Raw genomic sequence first — 21,440 nt, 5'->3', positions numbered from 1 at the left:
TTCCGGACACGGTCGATTCCGCCGTGCCTGACGGAAATGCCCCTACAAGGAGGTAGAGTACGGTTCATGATCAGGTGATCGTTGAGCGGACTCTAGTTATTGTGACGCGATGAAAGCCCAGATGAACGGCCGGGCGAAGGCCCAGGCCCCGCACAGTGCCGGCCCCCGTCATTTCCTCGACCTCAAGGATTTCTCCGGGGCGGAGCTGCGCCGGGTCCTCGATGCCAGCGCCGCCATCAAGGCGGTGCGCCGCAAGGGCGAGCGCGCCGCCGAGCGTCCGCTCACGGGCAAGACCCTGGCGATGGTGTTCGACCGGCCCTCGACCCGCACCCGTGTTTCGTTCGACGTGGCGATGCGCGAGCTCGGGGGCGAGACGCTGATGCTCACGGGTTCCGAGATGCAGCTCGGCCGGGGCGAGACGATCGGCGACACCGCGCAGGTGCTGTCGCGCTTCGTCGACGCGATCATGATCCGCATCCTCGATCACGGGCAGATGCTGGAACTGGCCGAGCACGCCACCGTGCCGGTGATCAACGCGCTGACCAAGGTCTCGCATCCCTGCCAGATCATGGCAGACGTGCTGACCTTCGAGGAGCATCGCGGACCGATCCAGGGCCGGACCGTGGCGTGGTCGGGGGATGCCAACAACGTTCTGGAGAGCTGGGTCCACGCGGCGGCCCGGTTCGACTTCACCCTCAACGTGGCGAGCCCGCCCGAACTGGCGCCCCCAGCCGCGCTGATCGCCTGGGCCAAGCAGGAGGACGCGAAGCTCAACGTCACCACGGATGCCTTCGCGGCCGTGGATGGCGCGGACGCGGTCGTCACCGATTGCTGGGTCTCCATGGGCGACGACGACGAGGCCCACCGGCACAACCTGCTGAGCCCGTATCAGGTCAACGCCAAGCTGATGGCGGCGGCCAAGCCGGACGCGATCTTCATGCATTGCCTGCCGGCCCATCGCGGCGAGGAGGTGACCGCCGAGGTGATGGACGGCCCGCGCTCCGTGGTGTTCGACGAGGCCGAAAACCGCCTCCACGCGCAGAAGGGCATCCTGGCCTGGTGCCTACGCGCGAGCGGCCTCTGAATTCGGGCTCGCGCCCGCGGCTTGGGCGCACCATATAGGATCGAGCGGGCGGCATGCGCGGCCCGTATCCCCATCACGGCTGCCGACAGGTGGCATCCCGGCGACGGGCGTGGCGCTGCGCGCCCGTTCAGCCGCAGGGCCCGGGCGGGGTGAGGGATCGTTCCACTCAGGTCAGCCCCTCACACGCTCGGCCCGCCGCGACGACGGATCCCCGTCTCGCCGGGCAAATCGATCGGAGAGGGCATGACCCCAGGAACCCCAACGCAATCGCATGCCGGCAACGGCCATGTGGGCGACGACGATGCCGTGCTGCCCTTCGCCGTGGAGGCGCTGGACGTGCGCGGGCGCATCGTCCGGCTCGGTCCCGCCGTCGACACGATCCTGCGCCGGCACGGCTATCCGGACCCGGTCGCGCGCCTGCTCGGCGAGGCGGCGGCGCTGACCGTGCTGCTCGGCTCCTCCCTGAAGTTCGAGGGCCGCTTCCAGCTCCAGACCAAGACCGACGGTCCGGTGGCGATGATCGTGGTCGATTTCGAGGCACCCGATCGCCTGCGCGCCACCGCACGGTTTGACGCCGAGCGCGTCGCCACCCTCGGCTCCGGCCCGCTCAAGGATGCCGACCTGATCGGCGCCGGGCACCTCGCCATGACCATCGACCAGGGCACCACCGCCAGCCGCTACCAGGGCGTCGTCGCCCTCGAAGGCCAGAGCCTGGAGGAGGCCGCGCACCAGTATTTCCGTCAGTCCGAACAGATCCCGACCGAGGTCCGCCTTGCCGTGGCCGAGGCCGTGGAGGAGGGGGCCGGGCATTGGCGGGCCGGCGGCCTGCTCGTGCAATTCCTGCCGCAGTCGATCGATCGCGCCCGCCTCGCCGATCTGCCGCCCGGCGACATCCCGGAGGGGCACCGGCACCTCTCGGGTGAGGCGCCGGAGGATGATGCCTGGGTCGAGGCGCGTTCGCTGGTCAACACCATTGAGGATCACGAACTGGTCGATCCCAATCTGTCGAGCGAGCGGCTGCTCTACCGGCTGTTCCACGAGCGCGGCGTGCGGGTGTTCGACCGTCAGCCGGTCAAGGAGACCTGCCGCTGCTCCCACGAGCGCGTGCTGGGCATGATCCGCTCGTTTTCCCCCCAGGAGCGGCACGACATGGTGGCGGAAGACGGGCGCATCGTTATCACCTGTGAATTCTGTTCCCGGCGTTACGATCTCGATCCACAGATGGTTGAGGCGGAGATTGCCGACCAGCCGAAGCAGTAGAAGCTGGCCTGATCGCCGTGCAGGAAGGCTTTCCTGGCCTCTCAATGGTCAAGCTTACCTCGCGAAACGTCTGAATATAGGTATTCGTTGCGCGAAATTTTTGTAGACTTGGCCAGAACCGTTTTCGGACCTTCGACGTTGCGTGGCAGATTCAACATTGGAGGAACGCCATGCGGAGAGTGTCGATCGGTTTGGCCGCGCTGCTGATGAGCACCTCGGTCTACGCGCAGCAACAGGGCGGCGCCGAGCGCGGACCTGGAACGGCCGGCCGCGGGAATCCAGGCGGCGCTGAGTCGAGCATGAAGTCCGGCGCCGGGGACGACCGGATGGGCGGGGCCGAGCGCGGCGGGATGCAGGGCAGCCAAGCTGCCGCCGACCGGAACGCCGGCCCGGGGCAGGCCGAGCGGACCCGTGGACCCGGCGACGAGGGTCGCGCAGCACAGGGCCGCGAGCAGGGCAGCCGCGGCGATCGAGCCGGCGCCGAACGCGGCGACCGCAATGACGGCCGGACCGCCGACCGGAATGCCCGTGGGGAACGCGACGGTGCCCGCGCCGAGCGCGGCGATCGCCGGGGCGACCGTGTCGATGTCCGCGCGCGCACCGATGTCGGCAGCCGGACCGACGTGCGCTCGGAGCGGGTCGAGGGCGGCTTCCGCCGCGAGGGCCGTTTCGTGTTCATCGGTGGCCGCCGGGTCGTGTACGGTTCACCCGAGTACCGCCGACTCATCGTTACTGAGAATCGCGGCCCGCGGGAGCGCTTCGTCGTCATCCGCGGTCAGCGCGTCGTGTACGGCTCGCCGGAGTATCGCCGCCTCGTCAGCGTCCGGGAGACCGGCCCCCGCGCCCGCTACGTGGTGGTTCGGGGCCAGCGGGTCCTCTACGGCTCCCCCGAATATCGCCGCCTCGTCACGGTGCAGGAGGAGCGCTTCGTGACGATTCGCGGCCAGCGGGTCCGTTACGGCTCCGCGGAGTATCGGCGCCTGAGCGGCGGGACTGCCGTCAGCGCGAGCTTCCGCTCCGAGCAGCGCGCGGGCGCCCGGTTCGACAATCGCGGCGAGCGGGATCGGGACGGCATCCGTAACGCCTCGCGGACCGACGGTCGCGACAACGGCCGCAACGCCGGACGTGCGGATCGCGGGAACGAGCAGGGCATGGAGCGTAATGCTGATCGCAATCGCCGGAACGACGGCATGCGCAACAGCGAGATGCGCGGAAACCAGCAGGACGGCATCCGCAACGCCTCGGACCGCGGCAACGCCCAGGGCGGCATGAAGTCCGGCGCCGAGGGTGGCCGGACCGGCGGTGATCGCGGCAACATGCAGGGCAATGCCACCGGCGGTGGCAACATGGGCGGCGCCCAGGGTGGCAGCCGGACCGGCGGTCAGCCGGGTGCCGGGCGCAACTAAGCGATGGATCCGGGGGAGGGGCTTTCCGAGCCCCTCCCTTAGACCTTCAATACGGGTTCCGCGATATCTCCGCCGCCGCGAGCCCTCAGGTAGTCAGGCTGGAACAGGCACATCCGCACGGCATCGCGATAGCGGCCGTTCACGAAGAACTCGTCCTTGAGCACCCCCTCGGATTGGAAGCCGCAGCGCTCGTAGATACGCACGGCCCGGGCGTTCTCGCGGTCGACGTGCAGGTAGAGCTTGTGAATGTTGAGCACGCTGAACGCGTAGTCCATGGCGATCCGGGTCGCCTGCCACGCGTAGCCCCGGCCCTGGAAGCCCGGATGGATCGCGATCTGGAACTCGCAGCGCCGGTGCAGGTGGTTGATCTCCACCAACTCGATCAGCCCGGCCGGCTCACCGGTCGGATCGGCCACGATGAAGCGGCGCTCGCCCTGATTGTGGATGTTGCGCTCGTAGAGCTGCTGCAGTTCGGCGAAGGACTCGTAGGCCTCCTCGAACCAGTAGCGCATGATGCTGTCGTTGTTGTTGAGCTGGTGGACGAAGCGCAGGTCCTCCCGCTCCAGCGGCCGCAGCTTGATGGTGATGTCGGTGAGCGCCTTCATGACGCGCAGGCTCCGATCAGGTCGCGCAGGAACCGTTCGCCCTGGCCGAGGGCGTCCAGGGTAATGAACTCGTCGGGCTGGTGCGCCTGGGCGATGTCGCCGGGGCCGCAGACCACGGTCGGAAGCCCGGCCGCCTGGAACTGGCCGGCCTCGGTTGCGTAGGGTACCGCCACGGTGCGATTGCGCCCGGCGAGCCGCAGGCACAGGCGCTCCGCCGCCGAGCCTGGATCGGGGGCGAGGCCCGGAATATCGACCTCCTCCAGCGTCTCGATCCGCCCGAAATCGCCGTAGCGGTTGAGCCGTTCCCGGGTCACCCGCTCCACCTCTTGGGCAAAGAGCCGTGGGATCTCGGCCGGGTCGAGGTCCGGGAGGCCGCGATACTCCCAGTGGAAGCGGCATTCCTTGGCGATGATGTTGCGGGCAGTCCCGCCCTGGATCGTCCCCACATGGACCGTGGTGGCGGCCGGATCGAACCGGCCGGAGGCGTCACCCCGCTCGATCATCAGGTCGGCGATCCGGTTGAGGCCGGCCACCAACTCGCAGGCGGCCGACACGGCATTGGCCCCCAGTGCAGGACGGGCCGAATGGGCCTCGCGGCCATGCACGGTGGTGAGGCAGGTCACGATGCTCTTGTGCGCATCCGCCACCTCCATGCCGGTGGGCTCGCCGACGATCACGGCGCCCGGCCGGGGCAGATCAACACCGAAGCGGGCGATCCCGTCCATCGAGCCGAGGCAGGTCGTCTCCTCGTCGTAGGAGAGCAGGATGTGGATCGGCCGTTTCAGGTCGGCCGCCAGCATGTCGGGCACCAGGGCGAGCGCCAGGGCGTCGAACCCCTTCATGTCGACGGCGCCCCGCCCGTAGGCCCGGCCGTCGGCGACGCGCAGGGTGAACGGGTCGGTGCTCCAGGCCTGCCCCACCACCGGCACCACATCGGTATGGCCGGAGAGGACCACGCCGCCGTCGACCATCGGGCCGATCGTGGCGAGGATTGCCGCCTTGTCGCCGGCGGCGTTCGGCAGGCGCAGGTACGGCACGTCCCACCCGTCCAGGTAGGCGCAGACCGAATCGATCAGGGCGAGGTTGGACTTGTCGCTCTCGGTGTCGAACGACACGAGGCGGGCCAGCATGTCGAGCGGGCTCAGCCGCTCGCCGGTCGCAGGCATGGGTTCCTCCGGGGCGAGGCCCCAGACCGGGGCCTCAATGCAGGCTGCGGCGGACGTGCGGGCTATCGAGGGAGAAGGCGGGGATCTCAGCCTCGAAGCTCTCGCCGGCCACCGTCGCCATGGTGTAGCTGCCGGCCATCAACCCGTCGGGCGTGTTGAGCGGGCAGCCGCTGGTGTAGCAGAAGGACTCGCCTGGCTCCAGCACGGGCTGCTTGCCGACCACACCGGTGCCGCGCACCTCCTGGCAGGAGCCGTGCCCGTCGATGATGCGCCAGTGGCGCGAGCGGAGCTGGACCTGCTCGCTGCCGTTGTTCACGATCTCGACCGTATAGGCAAAGAAATAGCGGCTCTCACCCGGCGAAGATTCCTCTTCGACGAAGCGAGACTGGACGGTGACACTAATTCCCCGCGTCTCGGCCTTGTACATCGCCCTATTTGGCCCTCTTGCGGACGGTACGATTCGCGAAGCAGAATGAAACGCGCTTCCTGCGCGGTGGTAGTTGGCTGTGGAATCCCCGTCAATTGCGGCGGACTACCTCGCGCGGTCACGAAGCGCGCACCGGTCCGCTGCGTCGGCCTATCCTTTCTCGGCTGCGCTGGGCCGACGGAGGAAACGGTTAAGGCCGCGTTAGCCAGTCCCGGAGGAAAACGAAGGCGGACGCGGACCGGCCGGCGGCGCGCAAGAGAGGTACGGGCGCGATGACAGCGGGTGCAGCCACGGACGGGCCCCATGCGGGCGCCGGCAGCCGCAGCGGCATCCTGCCGGCTCAGGCCATCGCGGCGCTGGCGCGGGCGGGCGGGATTCGCACCGGCAGCCCGTTCGCGGCCGATCAGATTCAGCCGGCCAGCATCGACCTGCGCCTCGGCGACACCGCCTACCGGGTGCGCACGAGCTTCCTGCCGGGGGCCGGCCGCACGGTGCAGGCCTGCGTCGAACGCCTGGCCCTGCACACGATCGACCTGCGGCCGGGCGCGGTTCTTGAGACCGGCTGCGTCTACATCGCGGAGTTGCAGGAGCGTCTGGCGCTGCCCGGCGATCTCGCAGCGGCGGCCAATCCGAAGAGCTCCACCGGGCGCATCGATGTGTTCACCCGCGTGATCACCGATCGGGGCGAGGCCTTCGATCAGGTCGAGCCCGGCTATGACGGCCCGCTCTACGCCGAGATCTCGCCACGCACCTTCCCGGTTCTGGTCCGCACCGGCTCGCGCCTATCCCAGATCCGCTTCCGCCGCGGGGCGCCGCGGCTGAACGAGGCCGAACTCGGCCTGCTCCACGCCCGCTCGGCCCTGGTCGATGTGGGCAATCCGTCCCTCCAGGGGGGCGTGGCGGTCTCGGTCGACCTCGCCGGGTTCGACGGGCTGATCGGCTACCGGGCGAAGCGCCACACCGCGCTCGTGGATGTCGACGCCCCCGGGCGCCACCGCGCGGCCGACTTCTGGGAGCCGCTGGCGGCCGACGGATCGGGCAGCCTCATCCTCGATCCCGGGCAGTTCTACATCCTGGCCTCGAAGGAGGCCGTGCAGGTCCCGCCGGACCACGCCGCCGAGATGGTGCCGTTCGATCCGCTGGTCGGCGAGTTCCGGGTCCATTACGCGGGCTTCTTCGATCCGGGCTTCGGCTATGCCGGGGCAGGGGGCGCGGGGGCACGCGCCGTGCTGGAGGTGCGCTCGCGCGACGTGCCGTTCCTGCTGGAGGATGGCCAAATCGTCGGCCGCCTTGTCTACGAGCGCATGCTCGACGTGCCGGAGACCCTCTACGGCGCGGGCGCCGGATCGAACTATCAGGCGCAGGGGCTCAAGCTCTCGAAGCACTTCGTCCTGTAGCCCCGGGACCCGCCGGACAGGAGCCTGGATCGCATGGACGCGGTGGACCGGAAGATCCTGGATATCCTCCAGCAGGACGCGACGCTGCCCGTGGCCGAACTCGCCGAGCGGGTCGGCGTCAGTGCGGCGCCGTGCTGGCGCCGGGTGAAGAAGCTGGAGGCGTCCGGGGTGATCCGCGGCCGGGTCGCACTGGTCGACCGGCGGAAGGTCAACGTCCCGACGACGGTGTTCGTCGCCGTGAAGGCCCCGCGCCACGCCGCAGACTGGTCCGAGGCGTTCCGCAGGATCGTATCCGACTTCCCGGAGATCGTCGAGGCGTGGCGCCTCACCGGCGAGATCGATTACCTGCTGCGCATCGTCGTGCCCGACATCGAGGCCTATGACGCGGTCTATCAGCGGCTCATCGCCAAGCTCGAGTTTTCGAACCTGTCCTCCTCCATCGCCATGGAGGAGATGAAGTACACGACCGCCGTCCCGACGCTCTACGTGGCGTAAGGCCGAAGCGGCGTTTCAGCCCGCCGCGATTTCGTAGGTCCGGTGGATCGAAGAATCCTGGGCCCGGTGATCGTAGCCGTAGACGTGAATCGAGACCGCAGCCTCCGGCCCGTCATTGGCGATTCGATGCAGGTTCGGCCCAGAGGGCATCATGCAGGCGACGAAGCCGGGCTGGCGGACGGTGTCCAGGGTCGCGACCGCATGCGTGTCGCTGATCGGCCGATACCACGTCTCGCGCAGCGAACCGCGCAGCAGCCCGAAGCAGCACGAGCAGTGATGATCGTGCACCGGCGTCACCGTGCCGGGCGCCCACACCATGGCCCACACGCTGATCGTCTCTGTGCCGAACAGCAGATTGCGGCTGAGGCCCTCGCCCCGGCCAACGAGGCGGGACGGATCGAGCAATTCCGGCCGGGACAGAAGCCGCAGCAGCGTGTTCCGCGCGGCAGCGAGATAGGTCTCCGGCGTATGGCGGGCCGACACCGCAAGATCCGCCATCATTGCTGCGACCTCGGCGGAGGTGACCGAATGCGCCATGTCAGATCTCCTTCGCTGCGGCCGTTGCAGCGATGGCTATCGTATCGCGGACGCTCCCACGCGTGTTTGCGTTGTTAGCTCAATCGGCTTGTGAGTGGGCAACCGGATTGCCTAATTCGTGGCTTTGGAGAAAACTCATTGCGCCGTGCTACCGCGCACGCGAAGACAGGCGCTCGCCGATCGATCAGGACCCGTCGACCGCACGCGCAAAGGCTTGAACCAGGATTGGGTCCAGCTTGCCCTCCATGCCCCGAAGGATCCCCATGGCGGCGACCGCCGGAAGGGGCGCCCGGTAGGGGCGGCGCTCGACCAGGGCCGCGTAGACGTCGCAGATCGTGATTAGCCGGACGATGTCGGGAATGGCCTCGCCCCGCAGCCCGTCGGGATAGCCCGAACCGTCGAGCATCTCGTGATGATGGCGGACCACGGTGAGCACGGGCTCGTCGAACCCGCCGGCCTGGACCAGGATCGCGTGGCCGACGGCCGCGTGCTCGCGCATCACGGCCCGCTCGTGCGTGTCCAGCGGGCCCGGCTTGTTCAGGATCGCCAGAGGGATCCGGGCTTTGCCGACATCGTGGACCAGGGCGGCGCGCACGAGCTGCAGGCGGTCCGCGACCGAGAAGCCGAGATCGAGCGCGAAGGCCGCCGCGAGGCCCGTCACGAGGAGGCAATGCTGGTACGTGGCGTCGTCGTAAGCTCGAACGGTCGCCAACCAGGACGAGAGGCCGCCGACGCCGACCGCCTCGATCACCGGTTCCAGGCCCTCGTCGATCCGCGCGGCATCGACAGCCCCCGATCTGCGGGCGGCATCGAGCAGATCGGCGATGACTGCGCCCGTCGCATCGGCGGCCCAGGCGACGGGGGATAGGCCGCACTTCGGTCGCTGCGGCTCCGCCGAACCGATCTGGGTCCGAAGGGCTGCCACGATGGTGTCGACCGGCGTCTCGGCGGGCAGGCAGAGGCACGCTCCGAGCCCCCGGGCCGCCGACATGCTGCGCTGCCCCATGCTGCGCATCAGAAACACACGCGGCAGCCCGGGTGCGTTCGCGATGAGGGCCCGCAGGCCGGTCAGCGGCGAGGGCTGCAGCAGGTCGAGATCGACCACGAGCGCGCGATACGGGCCGGGGGGTGGAGTCTCGGACGCGCCTAGCACCATACAGGGGGCGATCCCCTGAAGCGCGCCCAGGAAATCGGAGCGGACCGGTTGCTGGTCGGTGAAGAGGACGAGGGTGCCCGCGTGCATCTCACCCGGCTTCGCAAGGGCCGGCGCCACCCCATGATGGGCGCGACGCCTCTGACCGGTACAGGCTAGCGCGCCAGCCTTGCCAGATCGTAACGACCCGGGTTCAGCCAGCCGCCGCCGCGTCGAGCACCCACGCGATCTCGCCCGCGCTGGTGACGCGGCCTGCCGGCAGGTCCTCGCCGGCGGCAAGACGGGCCAACGCCGCACGCTTTCCCGCGCCGGTCACGAGAAACAGCACGTGCCGAGACGAGGCCAACGCCGGAAACGTCAGGGTGATGCGCGGCACGAACGGCGCGAGCCCGGCCTCGGGCACCGGCGCCACCAACCGTTCCGTCTCCGCCACGGCCGGCTTGCCGGGAAACAGCGAGGCGGTGTGCCCGTCCTCGCCGAGACCGAGGAGCACGAGGTCGAACAGGGGACGGGCGGGATCGAGCCTGTCGGCCCCGTAGAAATCCAACAGCGTGCGCTCGTAGGCGTGGGCGCCGGCCTCGGCACCCGCATCCGAGGGAATGAAGTGCAGATGCGTCGGCGGGATCGTGGCGCCGTGGCCGAACGCCTCCCGGACCATGCGGACATTGCTGCGCGCGTCGTCCCAGGGGACGACCCGGTCGTCACCGAAGAACCAGTGGATCCGCTCCCACGGGACCCTACTGGCGTAGTCCGGACCGGCCAGGAGGCCGTACAGCACCTTCGGCGTCGATCCGCCGGAGAGGCAGATCGCGATGCGCTCAGACTGATACTCGCCGCAGGCCACGATCAGCCGCTCGGCCGCCTCGCGGGCGACGGCCTGCGGATCCGTCAGGACATGGGTACCGGCGGGAAGGCTCATCGGGCGCCCCTACTTCTTCGGCTCCTGGTGTCCGCCAAAGCCCTTGCGCATCGCCGAGAGCAGCTTGTCGGCGTAGCTCTCGTGCTCACGCGAGCGGAAGCGGCGGTACAGGGCGGCGGACAGCACGGTCGCCGGTACACCCTCCGCGATGGCGGCGTTGATGGTCCAGCGACCCTCGCCGGAATCGTCGACGTGGCCGGAGAAGGCGGAGAGTTGCTCGTCGCCGGCGAGCGCCTGGGCGGTCAGGTCGAGGAGCCAGGAGGAGACGACGCTGCCGCGGCGCCAGACCTCGGCGATGTCGCCCAGGTCGAGGTCGAAGCGGCGCTCCTCCGGCAGACCCTCCGAATTGGCATGGCGGAGGATGTCGAACCCCTCGGCATAGGCCTGCATCAGCCCGTACTCGATGCCGTTATGAACCATCTTGACGAAGTGGCCGGCGCCGGTCGGCCCGGCATGGATGTAGCCCTGCTCGGCGCGCGGATCGCGCCCCTCGCGGTTCGGGGTCTTCGGGATGTCGCCGATGCCGGGGGCAAGCGTCTTGAAGATCGGGTCGAGGCGGTCGACGGTCCCTTTATCGCCGCCGATCATCATGCAGTAGCCGCGATCGAGGCCCCAGACACCGCCCGACGTGCCGACATCGACGTAGTGCAGGCCCTTCTGCTTCAGCGCGCGGCCGCGGCGGACATCATCGCCATAGAAGGAGTTGCCGCCGTCGATGATGCAATCGCCCGATTCCATGAGGCCCGCGAGCGTCTCGACGGCCTGCTCGGTGATCGCACCCGCCGGCAGCATCACCCAGGCGGCGCGCGGCGCTTCGAGCTTGGCGACCAGATCCTCCAGGCTCGACGCGCCGACGGCGCCAGCCTCGACCAGAGCCGCGACGGCCTCCGGGTTCTGATCAAACACCACGGCTGTGTGCCCGTCGCGCAGCAGGCGCCGGACGATGTTGCCGCCCATCCGGCCGAGGCCGATCATGCCGAGTTGCATCGCTGCTCTCCTCCGGATTTCCCCTCCCCCCTTGCGGGGAGGGGTCAGGGATTGGGGGTGGTTCAGGATCGAGCGGCGCGTCCTATTCTGCGCCACCCCCACCTCCGGCTCCTCCCCGCAGGCTTGAGCGATCCCGGGCCAGCCCGGGATCGCCGGGGAGGAGAGAAGGGTGCCTACGCCACCGCGGCCTTGAGCGCCGCCGCGATGCGCTTCAGGCCGGTCTCGAGATCGCCCTTGATATGGACCCGAAGCGCCCGTCGGCCGCGCTCGGCCAGCACCGCAAAATCGCCCCGTGCCTGCGCGGCCACGACGGTGGTGAAGCCGAGCTTCCGGCCGGGGATCGGCAGGTCCTGCAACGGATCGGCGGTGATCTGCAGGAATACGCCGGTATCCGGCCCGCCCTTGTAGGCCTGGCCGGTGGAGTGCAGGAACCGCGGCCCGAATTCCAGGCAGGTCGCGACCTTCCGGGCATCCCGGATGGCGATCCGCGCTTCCTGCAGGATTCCGGCCGTCCGTTCGTCGCGCGGCACGTAGGCGAGGAGGGCGAGGTAATCCCCGTCCTTGAGCCGGGCGACCTGCGCCTTCAGCGCCGCGTCCAGCCCCTCCGCGGCCTGCTTCAGCCCCTCGGCGTTCTTCGGATCGGCGTAGAGGGCGATCGTATCGTCCGCGAACAGCGGCGTCTCGGAGGGCAGGGACCCGCTGGCCTCGGCCTCGGCGAACAGCTTCTTGGTCTCGACCTTGCTGGCCTCGACATCCGGCTGATCGAACGGGTTGATGCCGAGCACACCACCCGCCACCGCAGTCGCCATCTCCAAGCGGTAGAATTCCTGCGGCAGCTGCTCGATGGAATCGAGGGTGATCCGGGCGATCGGGTGCCCGTCGCGCTCCAGGGCGCGCAGGGCCTCGTCCTGTGCCACCTCGGCCCCGCCGTCGAGGCGCAGGTAGAGGAAGAACCGGTCGTGGCCGTAGACCGCCGGAACACCGACGGGCTCCCCGTCCACCGGCACCAAGCCCTTGCCCTGCTTGCCGGTCGATTCCGCGATCAGCTGCTCGGCCCAGGCGCCGAAGCTGTCGATCGCGGGCGACGCGATGACCGTCACCTTGTCCCGCCCTGCGAGCGCCGCCGCACCCAAGGCGGTACCGAGCAGGACGCCGGGGTTCACGGCCGGGGGGACCACCGGCCCGCAGGAGCGGACCATGATGCGGGCGGTCTCCAGCATCGCCTTCACGTCGAGCCCCATCGCAGCGGCCGGCACCAGCCCGAAAGCCGAGAGCACCGAGTAGCGCCCGCCGATCTGCTTCATGCCGTAGAAGATGTTTTTGAACCCATCCGCCTTGGCGGCGCGCTCCATATCGGAGCCCGGATCCGTGACAGCCACGAAGTGTTCGCCGGCCTTTTCGCCGAGCACGTCCTTGGCGCGGCCCAAGAAGTAGTCGCGAAACACGTTGGGCTCCAGCGTCGAGCCGGACTTCGAGGCGACGATGAACAGCGTCCGCTTCAGGTCAATGCTCGCCTCCAGGGCACGCACCTGATCGGGATGGGTCGAATCGAGGATCTGCAGCTTCGGAAAGCCCTCGCGCTGGCCGTAGGTCAGGCTCAGAACTTCCGGACCGAGGCTCGATCCGCCCATGCCCAGCACCACCGCATCGGTGAAGCCCTGGGCCTTCACCCAATCTGAGAACGCGGCGTAGTCGGCGGCCTTCTCAAGCTCCTCCTCGACGATGTGCAACCAGCCGAGCCAGCTCGCTTCGTCCTGGCCGGACCAGACCGTGGCATCGCCCGCCCAGAGCCGGCGGATCGCGCCGCTGGCGCGCCAGGTTTCGGCGGTCTTCTTCGCCTCGTTCGCCAGCGTCGCGTCGAGCGCGAGGCTCTGACCATCGAGGCGATGACCGAGCAGCGCCGCGCGCTTGCCCGCCACGGCGCCGAGCAGGTTGTCGGCCGCGTCGATGAACAGCTGGACGCCCTCCCGCACCAGCTGCTCGGCGATCGTTTCGATATCGATGCCGGTGCGGGCGAGGCGCGCCATCACGGCCTCGGCGCCCGGCACGTCCTCCTCGATGGTCGCCCGCACGACGCCGTGGTCGCGGAACGCGTCCATGGTGGCCGGCGGCATGGTGTTGACGGTGTTCGGGCCGATCAGCTCCTCGACGTAGAGCACGTCGGAATAGGCCTTGTTCTTCACGCCCGTGGACGCCCAGAGAAGCCGCTGCGCCTTGGCGCCCTTCTCAGCCAGCGCAGTCCACTTCGGCTCGGCGAAGATCGACCGGTAGCGCTGGTAGGCGAGCTTAGCGTTGGCGATCGCCACCTTGCCCTTGAGCTGCTCCAGGGCGATCTTCTCGTCCGCGTCGTTGGCCTGGGCGATCTTCTCGTCCAGCAGCTTGTCGACCAGCACGTCGATGCGGCTGATGAAGAAGCTCGCCACGCTGGCGATCCGTGAGACGTCGTGGCCAGCCTTGGCGCGCTCGTCGAGACCGTCGATGAAGGCGCGCGCCACCGCCCCGTAGGCCTCCTGCGAGAACAGCAGGGTGACGTTGATCGAGATGCCCTCGCTGGTGAGCTGCCGGATCGCCGGGATACCCTCCGGCGTAGCCGGCACCTTCACCATCAGATTGTCGCGGGAAACCGCCTTGTGTAGCCGCCGCGCCTCAACCAGCGTCTCCTCGGTGTCGAGGGCGAGATAGGGCGAGACCTCCAGGCTGACGTAGCCGTCGGCGCCATCACTCGCCTCGTAGACCGGGCGCAGCACGTCGGCGGCGGCCTGGATGTCGGCGATGGCCAAGCCCTCGTAAAGGTCGATGACCCGGCTGTCGCCGGTCTCCTGCACGGCCTTGATGCTCGCATCGTACTCGTCCGAGTGGCCGATCGCCTTCTCGAAGATCGACGGATTGGAGGTGACGCCGCGCAGGCCGTCGCGCTCCACGAGCTGCTTGAGTTCACCCTTCTCGATGAAGCCCCGGGCCACGAAATCGAGCCAGACCGCTTGATCCTGTTCGTCGTGCAGGGCCTTGAGCGCGTTCATGTCGGTTCCTCGTCTCGCGTGCCGCGTCCCGGACCCGGAACGCGCTCTCCTTCCCCTTGCGGAAAGGAGTGGGAGGTGGGGGTGGTGCAGAAGGCACCCGAGCGCTCGATCCTGCGCCACCCCCACCCCTGACCCCTCCCCGCAAGGGGGAGGCGGAAAGCCGTTGGCCTACTTCTTGTGCTTGGCTACCTGGGTCTTCGCTGCCTCCAGCACCTTCTCGGGGGTAAAGCCGAACTTGGTCTGGAGATCCTTGATCGGCGCAGACGCCCCGAACGTGTGCATGCCGATGATCGCGCCCTCGGAGCCGGCATAGCGGTCCCAGCCGATCACGCTGCCCTGCTCGACCGCCACCCGCGCCTTCACGGCGGGCGGCAGAACCGAGTCGCGATAGGCTTGATCCTGCCGCTCGAACAGCTCCCAGGACGGCATCGACACCACCCGGGCCTTCACGCCGTCCGCTGTCAGCGCCTCGTAGGCACCGACGCAGAGCTGCACCTCGGATCCGGCGCCTAGCAGGATCACGTCGGGCGTGCCCTCGCAATCGGCCAGCACGTAGCCCCCCTTCGCGGTTCCCGAAGCCGCGCCGAACTTCGTGCGGTCGAGCGTCGGCAGCGGCTGGCGGGAGAGGGCGAGCACCACCGGCTGGTTCTTCGACGAGAAGATCACCCGGTAGGCTTCGGCCACCTCGTTGGCGTCGGCCGGGCGCAGGGTGATGAGCCCGGGAATGCAACGCAGCGACAGGAGCTGCTCCACCGGCTGGTGGGTCGGCCCGTCCTCGCCCACGCCAATCGAATCGTGGGTGAAGATGTGGAATACCGGCAGCTCCATGAGTGCGGCGAGCCGGATCGGCGGGCGCATGTAATCGGCGAAGACCAGGAAGGTCGCGCCGTAGGCCCTGAGCCCCGAGAGGCCGAGCCCGTTCACGATCGAGCCCATGGCGTGCTCGCGGACGCCGAAATGCAGGTTGCGGCCGCCCGGCGAGAACGGGCCGAGCGAGCCGGCGCCGTCGAAGGTCAGGTTCGACTTGTTGGACGGCGCCAGATCCGCCGAGCCGCCGAGCAGGAACGGCACATGCTGGGCGATGGCGTTCAGCACCTTGCCGGAGGATTCGCGCGTTGCGAGACCCTTGGCGTCGGGCTCGAAGACGGGGATGTCCCGGTCCCAGCCCTCCGGCAGGCGGCCCTCCAGCAGGGCATTCAGGTCCTCGGCGTGGTCGGCATCGGCCTCCTTCGCCTTGCCCAGCAGATCCTGCCACGTAGCGTAGAGCGCGGCACCCCGCGTGCCGATGCCATCGCGGAAATTCTCCTCGACCCCATCGGGCACGAGGAACTGGGCATCCTCCGGCCAGCCATAGGCGCGCTTGGCGCCCTTCACCTCGTCTGGGCCGAGCGCGTCCGAGTGGGCCTTCGGGGTGCCCTGCTTGTTCGGCGCGCCGTAGCCGATCACCGACTTGACGATGATCAGCGTCGGCCGATCGTTGGTGGCCAGGAACGCCTCGATCGAGCCCGCGAGCGTCGGCACGTCGTTGGCGTCGGCGACGCGCAGCACCTGCCAGCCATAGGCCAGGAACCGGGTCGCGACCTCCTCGCCGAAGGCGAGTTCGGTGTGGCCTTCGATGGTGATGGTGTTGTCGTCGTAGATCCAGCAGAGGTTGCCGAGCCGCAGATGGCCGGCGAGCGAGGCGGCCTCGGAGGCCACGCCCTCCATCAGGTCGCCATCCGAGCAGATCGCGTAGACGTTGTAGTCGAACAGCGGCAGGCCGGGCCGGTTCAGGTGCTGGCCGAGATAGCGGCTGCCCATCGCCATGCCGACCGAGTTGGCCACGCCCTGGCCGAGCGGTCCCGTGGTGGTCTCGACGCCGGTGGTGAAGTGGTATTCCGGATGGCCCGGCGTCCGGCTGTCGAGCTGCCGGAATTTCTTGATGTCTTCCAGCGTGACCGCCGGGGCATTGCCGCCGTCGCTCTCGGCGACGCCTGCCAGATGCAGCAGCCCATAGAGCAGCATCGAGGCGTGGCCGCAGGACAGCACGAACCGGTCGCGGTTCGGCCAGTGCGGATGCGCCGGATCGTAGCACAGGTAGTGGTTCCACAGGGTGTAGGCCACCGGCGCAAGGCCCATCGGCGCTCCGGCATGGCCGGAATTGGCCTTCTGCACCGCGTCGATCGCGAGCGTGCGGATCGTGTTGATGCTGAGCGTGTCGATCTCAGCGAGGGCCGCCTTGGCGGGAGTGTCAGCACCGCTCATGGTTTTACGTCTTCCAGTTCGCCTTGCGCGTGCCGCTTGTCGGCTTCGCGCCGCCGCAGGACGGCGGGGGGAGCTCCGTTGCCCTTACCACCCTGTCGATCCGCCGGCCCTTCGCCGCGCGTATAGCTGAGGAGCGTGTTGACGAGCGCCACGTGGGTGAAGGCCTGGGGGAAGTTACCCACAAGGCGCTTGGCTTGCACGTCGTATTCCTCGCTGACGAGACCGAGATCGGTGCAGATGCCGATCAGGCGCTCGATGATCGCCCGCGCCTCGTCCCTCCGGCCGAGGCCGATCAGGTTGTCGGCGTACCAGAACGTGCAGGGCAGGAAAGCCCCCTCGTTGCCCGAGAGGCCGTCGGTGGTCTGGCCCTCGGTCTCGTAGCGCAGGATGAAGCCGTCCCGCATCAGGCCCTTGCCGATCGCCTCCACGGTGCCGACCACCCGGGGATCGTCCTGCGGCAGGAAGCCGGTATGGGCGATCAGCAGCAGGCTCGCGTCCAGCGCCTTCGCGCCGTAGGACTGAACGAAGCTGTTGAGTTCGGGATCGAACCCCTTCTCGCAGACCTCGGCGTGAATGGCGTCCCGGACCGTGCGCCAGCGCTTCGCGTGCTCCTCGGTGGCGCCCGATTCGTGCATTTCGTGCATGCGTAGCGCCCGGTCGAACGCGACCCAGGCCATCACCTTCGAGTGTGTGAAGTGGCGCGGGCCTCCGCGCACCTCCCAGATGCCCTCATCGGGCTGACGCCAAGCCTTCTCCAGGTGTCCGAGGATCGCGAGGCCGACGCGCAGCCCGTCTTCGCTTACTGGCAGGCCGCGGGCATGGGCCTGATAGAGCGCGTCGAACAACTCGCCGTAGACATCGAGCTGAAACTGGCTGGCTGCAGCGTTGCCGATCCGCACGGGCTTCGAATTCTCGTAGCCGGGCAGCCAGTCGAGTTCGATCTCGGGCAGCAGCCGCTCGCCGCCGATTCCGTACAGGATGTGCGCCTGCTCGGGGTTCCCAGCGACGGCCCGCTGGAGCCAGCCGAGCCAGGCGGCCGCCTCGTCGATATAGCCGCCATCCATCAGGGCGATCAGCGTCAGCGTCGAATCGCGCAGCCAGCAGAACCGGTAATCCCAGTTGCGCTCGCCGCCGAGCCCCTCCGGCAGGGAGGCGGTGGGCGCCGCCACGATGCCGCCGGTCGGCTCGTAGATCAGGGCCTTCAGGGTCAGAAGCGAGCGCTGCAGAATCCGATCCCAGGCGGTCCCACCGGCGGCACGGCTCGACCATTCGCGCCAATGCTGGTCCGTGGCATCCAGGGCCTTGCGGGGCTCGATCGCCACCGGGTCGTCCTCATGGGACGGGCCGTAGCTCAGGACGAAGCGGTGCTTGTCGCCGGCCTGGACGGTGAATTCGGCCAGGGTGGTCTGCGCATCCGACCCTTTCACATGGACGTCGGTGCGCAATACGACCTTGTGGGGGCCGGAGACGGCGCGCAGGTCGCCGAGTTCCGAGCGAGACACCCAGGGCACCGCCGAGCCGTAATCGAACCGGACCGCCATCTCCATCCGCATGGCGACGCGGCCGTGGACACCCTCCACGAGCCGCACGAGATGCGATCCGTCGCCGACCGGCATGAAGTCGGTGACCAGAACCTCACCCTGCCGGGTGATGTGCCGCGTCTCCAGCACGAGGCTACCCGGCCGGTAGGCCCAATGGGTCTCGACGTGCTCCGCCTCCGGGAAGATCTTCCAGAAACCGTGCGCCTCGGTCCCGAGCAGGCTGGTGAACAGGGCAGCCGCATCGAAGCGCGGCCAGCACAGCCAGTCGACGCTGCCCAGTCGGCTGATCAGCGCCGCGCTGCGACAATCGCCGACGAGCGCGTAATCTTCGATGCGTGCAGCCATGCGGCCCCGGCTCCAGCCAGCGGCCGGAAACCCGGACCGTCTGCCGCAACGCACCTAGGACGGCGGTCCGACAGGTCCAGAGGTTTGTTCAGTCGAGCTTGGAGACGCCGCGTCCGCGCCGGGCAGTCAGCGCAGGCAGTCGGCCACCGCCAGCGACACGGAGCCCCGGACCACCGCGGCGCCAGTGCGCATGAGCTCGGCGGCGTCGCCGACGACACGGGCGGCCGGTGCCAGAATATCGGTCACCGACTCTGTCACCGCATCGGCCACGGCATCCGCAAACGGTAGAGCTTGCCCCGGGATCACGTCGCGTCCGGCCGCATCCGCGGCTTCCGCGTGGGCGGCAGCAAATGGATCGGTGCCGCGTAGGGGCGTCTCCGGGCACCGTCGTCCCGGGCAAGGGCGCCGGTTCGCGGCGAGACGCGGCGCCGGACGGACTACCGCCGCGACATGGGGCTGCGAACGAGCTGGCTGCGAAGCCGAATTGTCGAGCGGAAATGCTTCGGCGAAAGCCAGGGTCGCGGGGAGGCGGCCCGCGGCCGCGGCGATGGTGGGCACCGGCACGAACGACGTCGCGGCAGGCGCAGACGCGACCGGCGCAAGGGATGCCGTGGTCAGCGGATCGGACAGCGCGCGTTCCGCCAGCGCCGCGAGATTTGGATTGGAGGATGGGCAGTAGAACGACGCCACACCCAGAAGGGCGATGACCGCCAAGGTCGGCAGGAACGGCATCGTGACGCGGGCTGCGCCGGCCTCCGTGAGAGCGGGCTGATCTGGCCTGCGCATCCGAATCACCGATCACCTCGTCCGCTCCGACAAACCCAGGGAGCCTCCGCATTGCGGCGGAAGCTAGACCATTTCTTTTCGCGGGCGTTGCAGCTCGGTACAGATTGGCGAGAGATGACGCCGGATCCCGCTTTTCCCGTGGGCCCGGAAGAGGGCATACACCTTGCTTGGCCGTGTGGGCCCGGTTCGGGCCAACCCGCCCCGAACCGGGCTCCGATGACCGAAACAAGCCTTACCGTCGCCGTGATCGACCCGAGCCGCGCCCGCGCGGCGATTCTTGAGGAGGGCCTTCGCGCGGCCGGGGTCGGCCGCGTGGTCGTCATCCCCGACACCGCCGACCTGATGGAGCGCGTGACCGCCCTCAAGCCCGATGTGGTGGTGATCCATCTGGAGAGCCCGAGCCGGGATATCCTGGAGCAGATGTCGGGGGTGTCGCGGCAGGTTGAGCGGCCGGTGGCGATGTTCGTCGACCGCTCGGACACCACCATGATGCAGGCCGCCGTCGATGCCGGGATCTCCGCCTACGTGGTCGACGGTCTGCGGGCGGAGCGGATCAAGTCGATCCTTGATATCGCGATCCTGCGCTTCAACGCCTTCGCCCGGCTTCAGCGGGAGCTCACCGAGGCGCGGGGCGAACTCGCCGACCGCAAGTTGATCGAGCGCGCCAAAGGCATCCTGATGAGCATGAAGGGTCTCACGGAGGACGAGGCGTACAAGCAGCTGCGCCGCAAGGCCATGAACGAGAAGCGCAAGATCGCCGACATCGCCCGCGCGATCGTCACCACCGCGGACCTGCTCGGATGAGGCTCCAGCTCGGCTACGTCCCGCTCTGCGATGCCGCGCCGCTGATCGTGGCGCACGAACTCGGCTTCGCCCGAACGGAGGGCCTCGAACTCGACCTCACCGCCGAGCCGTCCTGGGCGACCCTGCGCGACCGCTTGGCGCTCGGCCATCTCGACGGCGCCCATATGCTGGCGCCGCTGGCGCTGGCGAGCCGGCTCGGCCTGTCGGGGCCGCCCTCGGACCTGATCGTGCCGATGCAGATCAGCGTCAACGGCAACGCCATCACCCTGGCGCAGAGCCTCTGGGACGCGATGGCCCCAGAGCGTGAGGAACCCGCCGAAATCGCCCGCGCCTTCGCCCGCGTGGCGGAGGAGCGACGCGCGGCGGGCCGGCCCCTGACGCTGGGCACCGTCCATCCGTTCTCGTGCCACAGCTACCAATTGCGGCTGTTCGCCGAGGCCGGCGGCCTCGATCCGGGGGCGTTCCGCACCGTGGTGGTGCCGCCCCAGTACAGCGTCGAGACCCTGGCGCGGGGCCTCGTGGACGGTTTCTGTGCGGGCGCCCCGTGGAACGACGTGGCGGCCGCCGCGGGCCACGGGCGCATCGCGGTGCTCGGCAGTGCTCTCGCTCCGAATGCCCCCGAGAAGGTGCTCGCCGTCTCCGAGCGGCTCGACAGCACGATCCTGCCGCTGGTGCGCGCGGTGGCGCGGGCCGGGCGGTGGTGCGCCGATCCCCAGAACCGCGGGGAGTTGATCAACCGCCTCGCCCGTCGGCCCTACCTCGATCTCGACGCGACCATCATCGCCCGCACGTTCGCGGACGGATCGGCCGAGTTGCCCACCGCCGGTGCAGGGCCATCGTTCGGTGCAGCGATTCAGGAGCCGCGGCCGGCGGATGCGGTGTGGCTTCTCGAGCAGATGCAGATCGCGGATCAGACCGCGCTCGAAGACGCGATCACGACCGTCTACAGGCCGGATCTCTACCGTGCGGCGGTCGCCGAACTCTAGCCGGGCGACAGGCCGCCCCTTTCGTCTCCAATAAGTGGCGCCGCGCCCGGACGGTGCGGAACGTCGGACAGCGTGGCCCGTTGTGTCTGCGCCATGCCCGGATGCCGCAAACTCGATACTGGCTCTTATTCGTCGCATCCTCGCATGCGCGATGAGCTTCGTCGTCATATCTACCGGGGCGGCAGGCCTCCCCGGGCGAACAACGACAACCGGCGCGCCGGCCTGAGTCGCGGATGGTATTGGGCCCTGATGATCGGGGCGATGCCGACCATCGGTCT

18 protein-coding genes are annotated in these 21,440 nt (G+C 68.9%); 7 read left to right on the top strand and 11 right to left on the bottom strand.

Annotated features, from left to right (window positions below):
* Nucleotides 1-109: 109 nt before the first annotated feature.
* From argF to OXS27_RS09955, 3 genes are all read left to right on the top strand, one after another.
* Complete coding sequence (gene argF / locus OXS27_RS09965; protein ID WP_267355892.1) at nt 110-1,084, top strand: ornithine carbamoyltransferase; 975 nt, start codon at nt 110-112, stop codon at nt 1,082-1,084.
* A gap of 243 nt (nt 1,085-1,327) precedes the next feature.
* Nucleotides 1,328-2,344 carry an Hsp33 family molecular chaperone gene (locus tag OXS27_RS09960; RefSeq protein ID WP_267355890.1) on the top strand — a complete coding sequence of 339 codons (1,017 nt, stop codon included), beginning with the start codon at nt 1,328-1,330 and terminating at the stop codon, nt 2,342-2,344.
* Between the two features lie 170 nt (nt 2,345-2,514).
* Nucleotides 2,515-3,750 carry a hypothetical protein gene (locus OXS27_RS09955; RefSeq protein ID WP_267355888.1) on the top strand — a complete coding sequence of 412 codons (1,236 nt, stop codon included), beginning with the start codon at nt 2,515-2,517 and terminating at the stop codon, nt 3,748-3,750.
* Nucleotides 3,751-3,788: 38 nt separating this feature from the next.
* On the opposite strand, the gene speG is transcribed toward OXS27_RS09955, so the two are convergent.
* The 3 genes from speG to apaG are packed head-to-tail and all read right to left on the bottom strand — an operon-like array spanning nt 3,789 to nt 5,948.
* Nucleotides 3,789-4,337 (bottom strand): spermidine N1-acetyltransferase, encoded by a 549-nt coding sequence (gene speG / locus OXS27_RS09950; protein ID WP_267355999.1) that lies wholly within the window; start codon nt 4,335-4,337, stop codon nt 3,789-3,791.
* A 14-nt stretch (nt 4,338-4,351) separates the two neighbouring features.
* The gene (argE, locus tag OXS27_RS09945; RefSeq protein WP_267355886.1) at nt 4,352-5,521 is read right to left on the bottom strand and encodes an acetylornithine deacetylase; all 1,170 of its coding nucleotides are present in this window, start codon (nt 5,519-5,521) and stop codon (nt 4,352-4,354) included.
* Nucleotides 5,522-5,555: 34 nt separating this feature from the next.
* Nucleotides 5,556-5,948, bottom strand: coding sequence for a Co2+/Mg2+ efflux protein ApaG (apaG, locus tag OXS27_RS09940; protein WP_243920488.1), 393 nt, complete (start codon nt 5,946-5,948; stop codon nt 5,556-5,558).
* A gap of 272 nt (nt 5,949-6,220) precedes the next feature.
* Here apaG and OXS27_RS09935 point away from each other — a divergent pair, with 272 nt between their 5' ends.
* Nucleotides 6,221-7,345 carry a 2'-deoxycytidine 5'-triphosphate deaminase gene (locus OXS27_RS09935; protein ID WP_267355884.1) on the top strand — a complete coding sequence of 375 codons (1,125 nt, stop codon included), beginning with the start codon at nt 6,221-6,223 and terminating at the stop codon, nt 7,343-7,345.
* 33 nt (nt 7,346-7,378) lie between these two features.
* Nucleotides 7,379-7,840 (top strand): Lrp/AsnC family transcriptional regulator, encoded by a 462-nt coding sequence (locus tag OXS27_RS09930; RefSeq protein WP_267355882.1) that lies wholly within the window; start codon nt 7,379-7,381, stop codon nt 7,838-7,840.
* A gap of 15 nt (nt 7,841-7,855) precedes the next feature.
* On the opposite strand, the gene OXS27_RS09925 is transcribed toward OXS27_RS09930, so the two are convergent.
* The 8 genes from OXS27_RS09925 to OXS27_RS09890 all read right to left on the bottom strand — a co-directional run bounded on the left by OXS27_RS09925 (nt 7,856) and on the right by OXS27_RS09890 (nt 19,318).
* Nucleotides 7,856-8,377: a cysteine dioxygenase family protein gene (locus OXS27_RS09925; RefSeq protein ID WP_243920484.1), complete on the bottom strand. Its 522-nt coding sequence runs from the start codon at nt 8,375-8,377 to the stop codon at nt 7,856-7,858.
* Nucleotides 8,378-8,561: 184 nt separating this feature from the next.
* Entirely contained in the window at nt 8,562-9,620 is a 1,059-nt protein-coding gene (locus OXS27_RS09920; protein ID WP_267355879.1) for an HD-GYP domain-containing protein, read from the bottom strand.
* A 103-nt stretch (nt 9,621-9,723) separates the two neighbouring features.
* Nucleotides 9,724-10,449, bottom strand: a complete 726-nt coding sequence (gene pgl / locus OXS27_RS09915) for a 6-phosphogluconolactonase (protein ID WP_267355877.1) — start codon at nt 10,447-10,449, stop codon at nt 9,724-9,726.
* A gap of 9 nt (nt 10,450-10,458) precedes the next feature.
* Nucleotides 10,459-11,436 carry a phosphogluconate dehydrogenase (NAD(+)-dependent, decarboxylating) gene (gene gnd / locus OXS27_RS09910; RefSeq protein ID WP_267355875.1) on the bottom strand — a complete coding sequence of 326 codons (978 nt, stop codon included), beginning with the start codon at nt 11,434-11,436 and terminating at the stop codon, nt 10,459-10,461.
* Nucleotides 11,437-11,609: 173 nt separating this feature from the next.
* On the bottom strand, nt 11,610-14,456 hold the full coding sequence (locus tag OXS27_RS09905; RefSeq protein ID WP_267355873.1) for a bifunctional transaldolase/phosoglucose isomerase: 2,847 nt from the start codon (nt 14,454-14,456) through the stop codon (nt 11,610-11,612).
* Nucleotides 14,457-14,624: 168 nt separating this feature from the next.
* The gene (tkt, locus tag OXS27_RS09900) at nt 14,625-16,700 is read right to left on the bottom strand and encodes a transketolase (protein ID WP_267355871.1); all 2,076 of its coding nucleotides are present in this window, start codon (nt 16,698-16,700) and stop codon (nt 14,625-14,627) included.
* Nucleotides 16,697-18,640: a glycoside hydrolase family 15 protein gene (locus OXS27_RS09895; RefSeq protein ID WP_267355869.1), complete on the bottom strand. Its 1,944-nt coding sequence runs from the start codon at nt 18,638-18,640 to the stop codon at nt 16,697-16,699. The genes tkt and OXS27_RS09895 overlap by 4 nt, the downstream gene beginning before the upstream one ends.
* Before the next feature lie 72 nt (nt 18,641-18,712).
* Entirely contained in the window at nt 18,713-19,318 is a 606-nt protein-coding gene (locus tag OXS27_RS09890) for a hypothetical protein (RefSeq protein ID WP_267355868.1), read from the bottom strand.
* Between the two features lie 270 nt (nt 19,319-19,588).
* Between OXS27_RS09890 and OXS27_RS09885 the strand changes: the two genes are divergently transcribed.
* On the top strand, nt 19,589-20,176 hold the full coding sequence (locus OXS27_RS09885; protein ID WP_243920468.1) for an ANTAR domain-containing protein: 588 nt from the start codon (nt 19,589-19,591) through the stop codon (nt 20,174-20,176).
* Nucleotides 20,173-21,162: a CmpA/NrtA family ABC transporter substrate-binding protein gene (locus OXS27_RS09880; protein ID WP_267355866.1), complete on the top strand. Its 990-nt coding sequence runs from the start codon at nt 20,173-20,175 to the stop codon at nt 21,160-21,162. The genes OXS27_RS09885 and OXS27_RS09880 overlap by 4 nt, the downstream gene beginning before the upstream one ends.
* Nucleotides 21,163-21,440: the final 278 nt, after the last annotated feature.

It is taken from the genome of Methylobacterium sp. GC_Met_3, from assembly GCF_026540775.1.
Lineage (GTDB): Bacteria > Pseudomonadota > Alphaproteobacteria > Rhizobiales > Beijerinckiaceae > Methylobacterium.
This window is presented reverse-complemented; position numbering and strand designations above follow the sequence as displayed.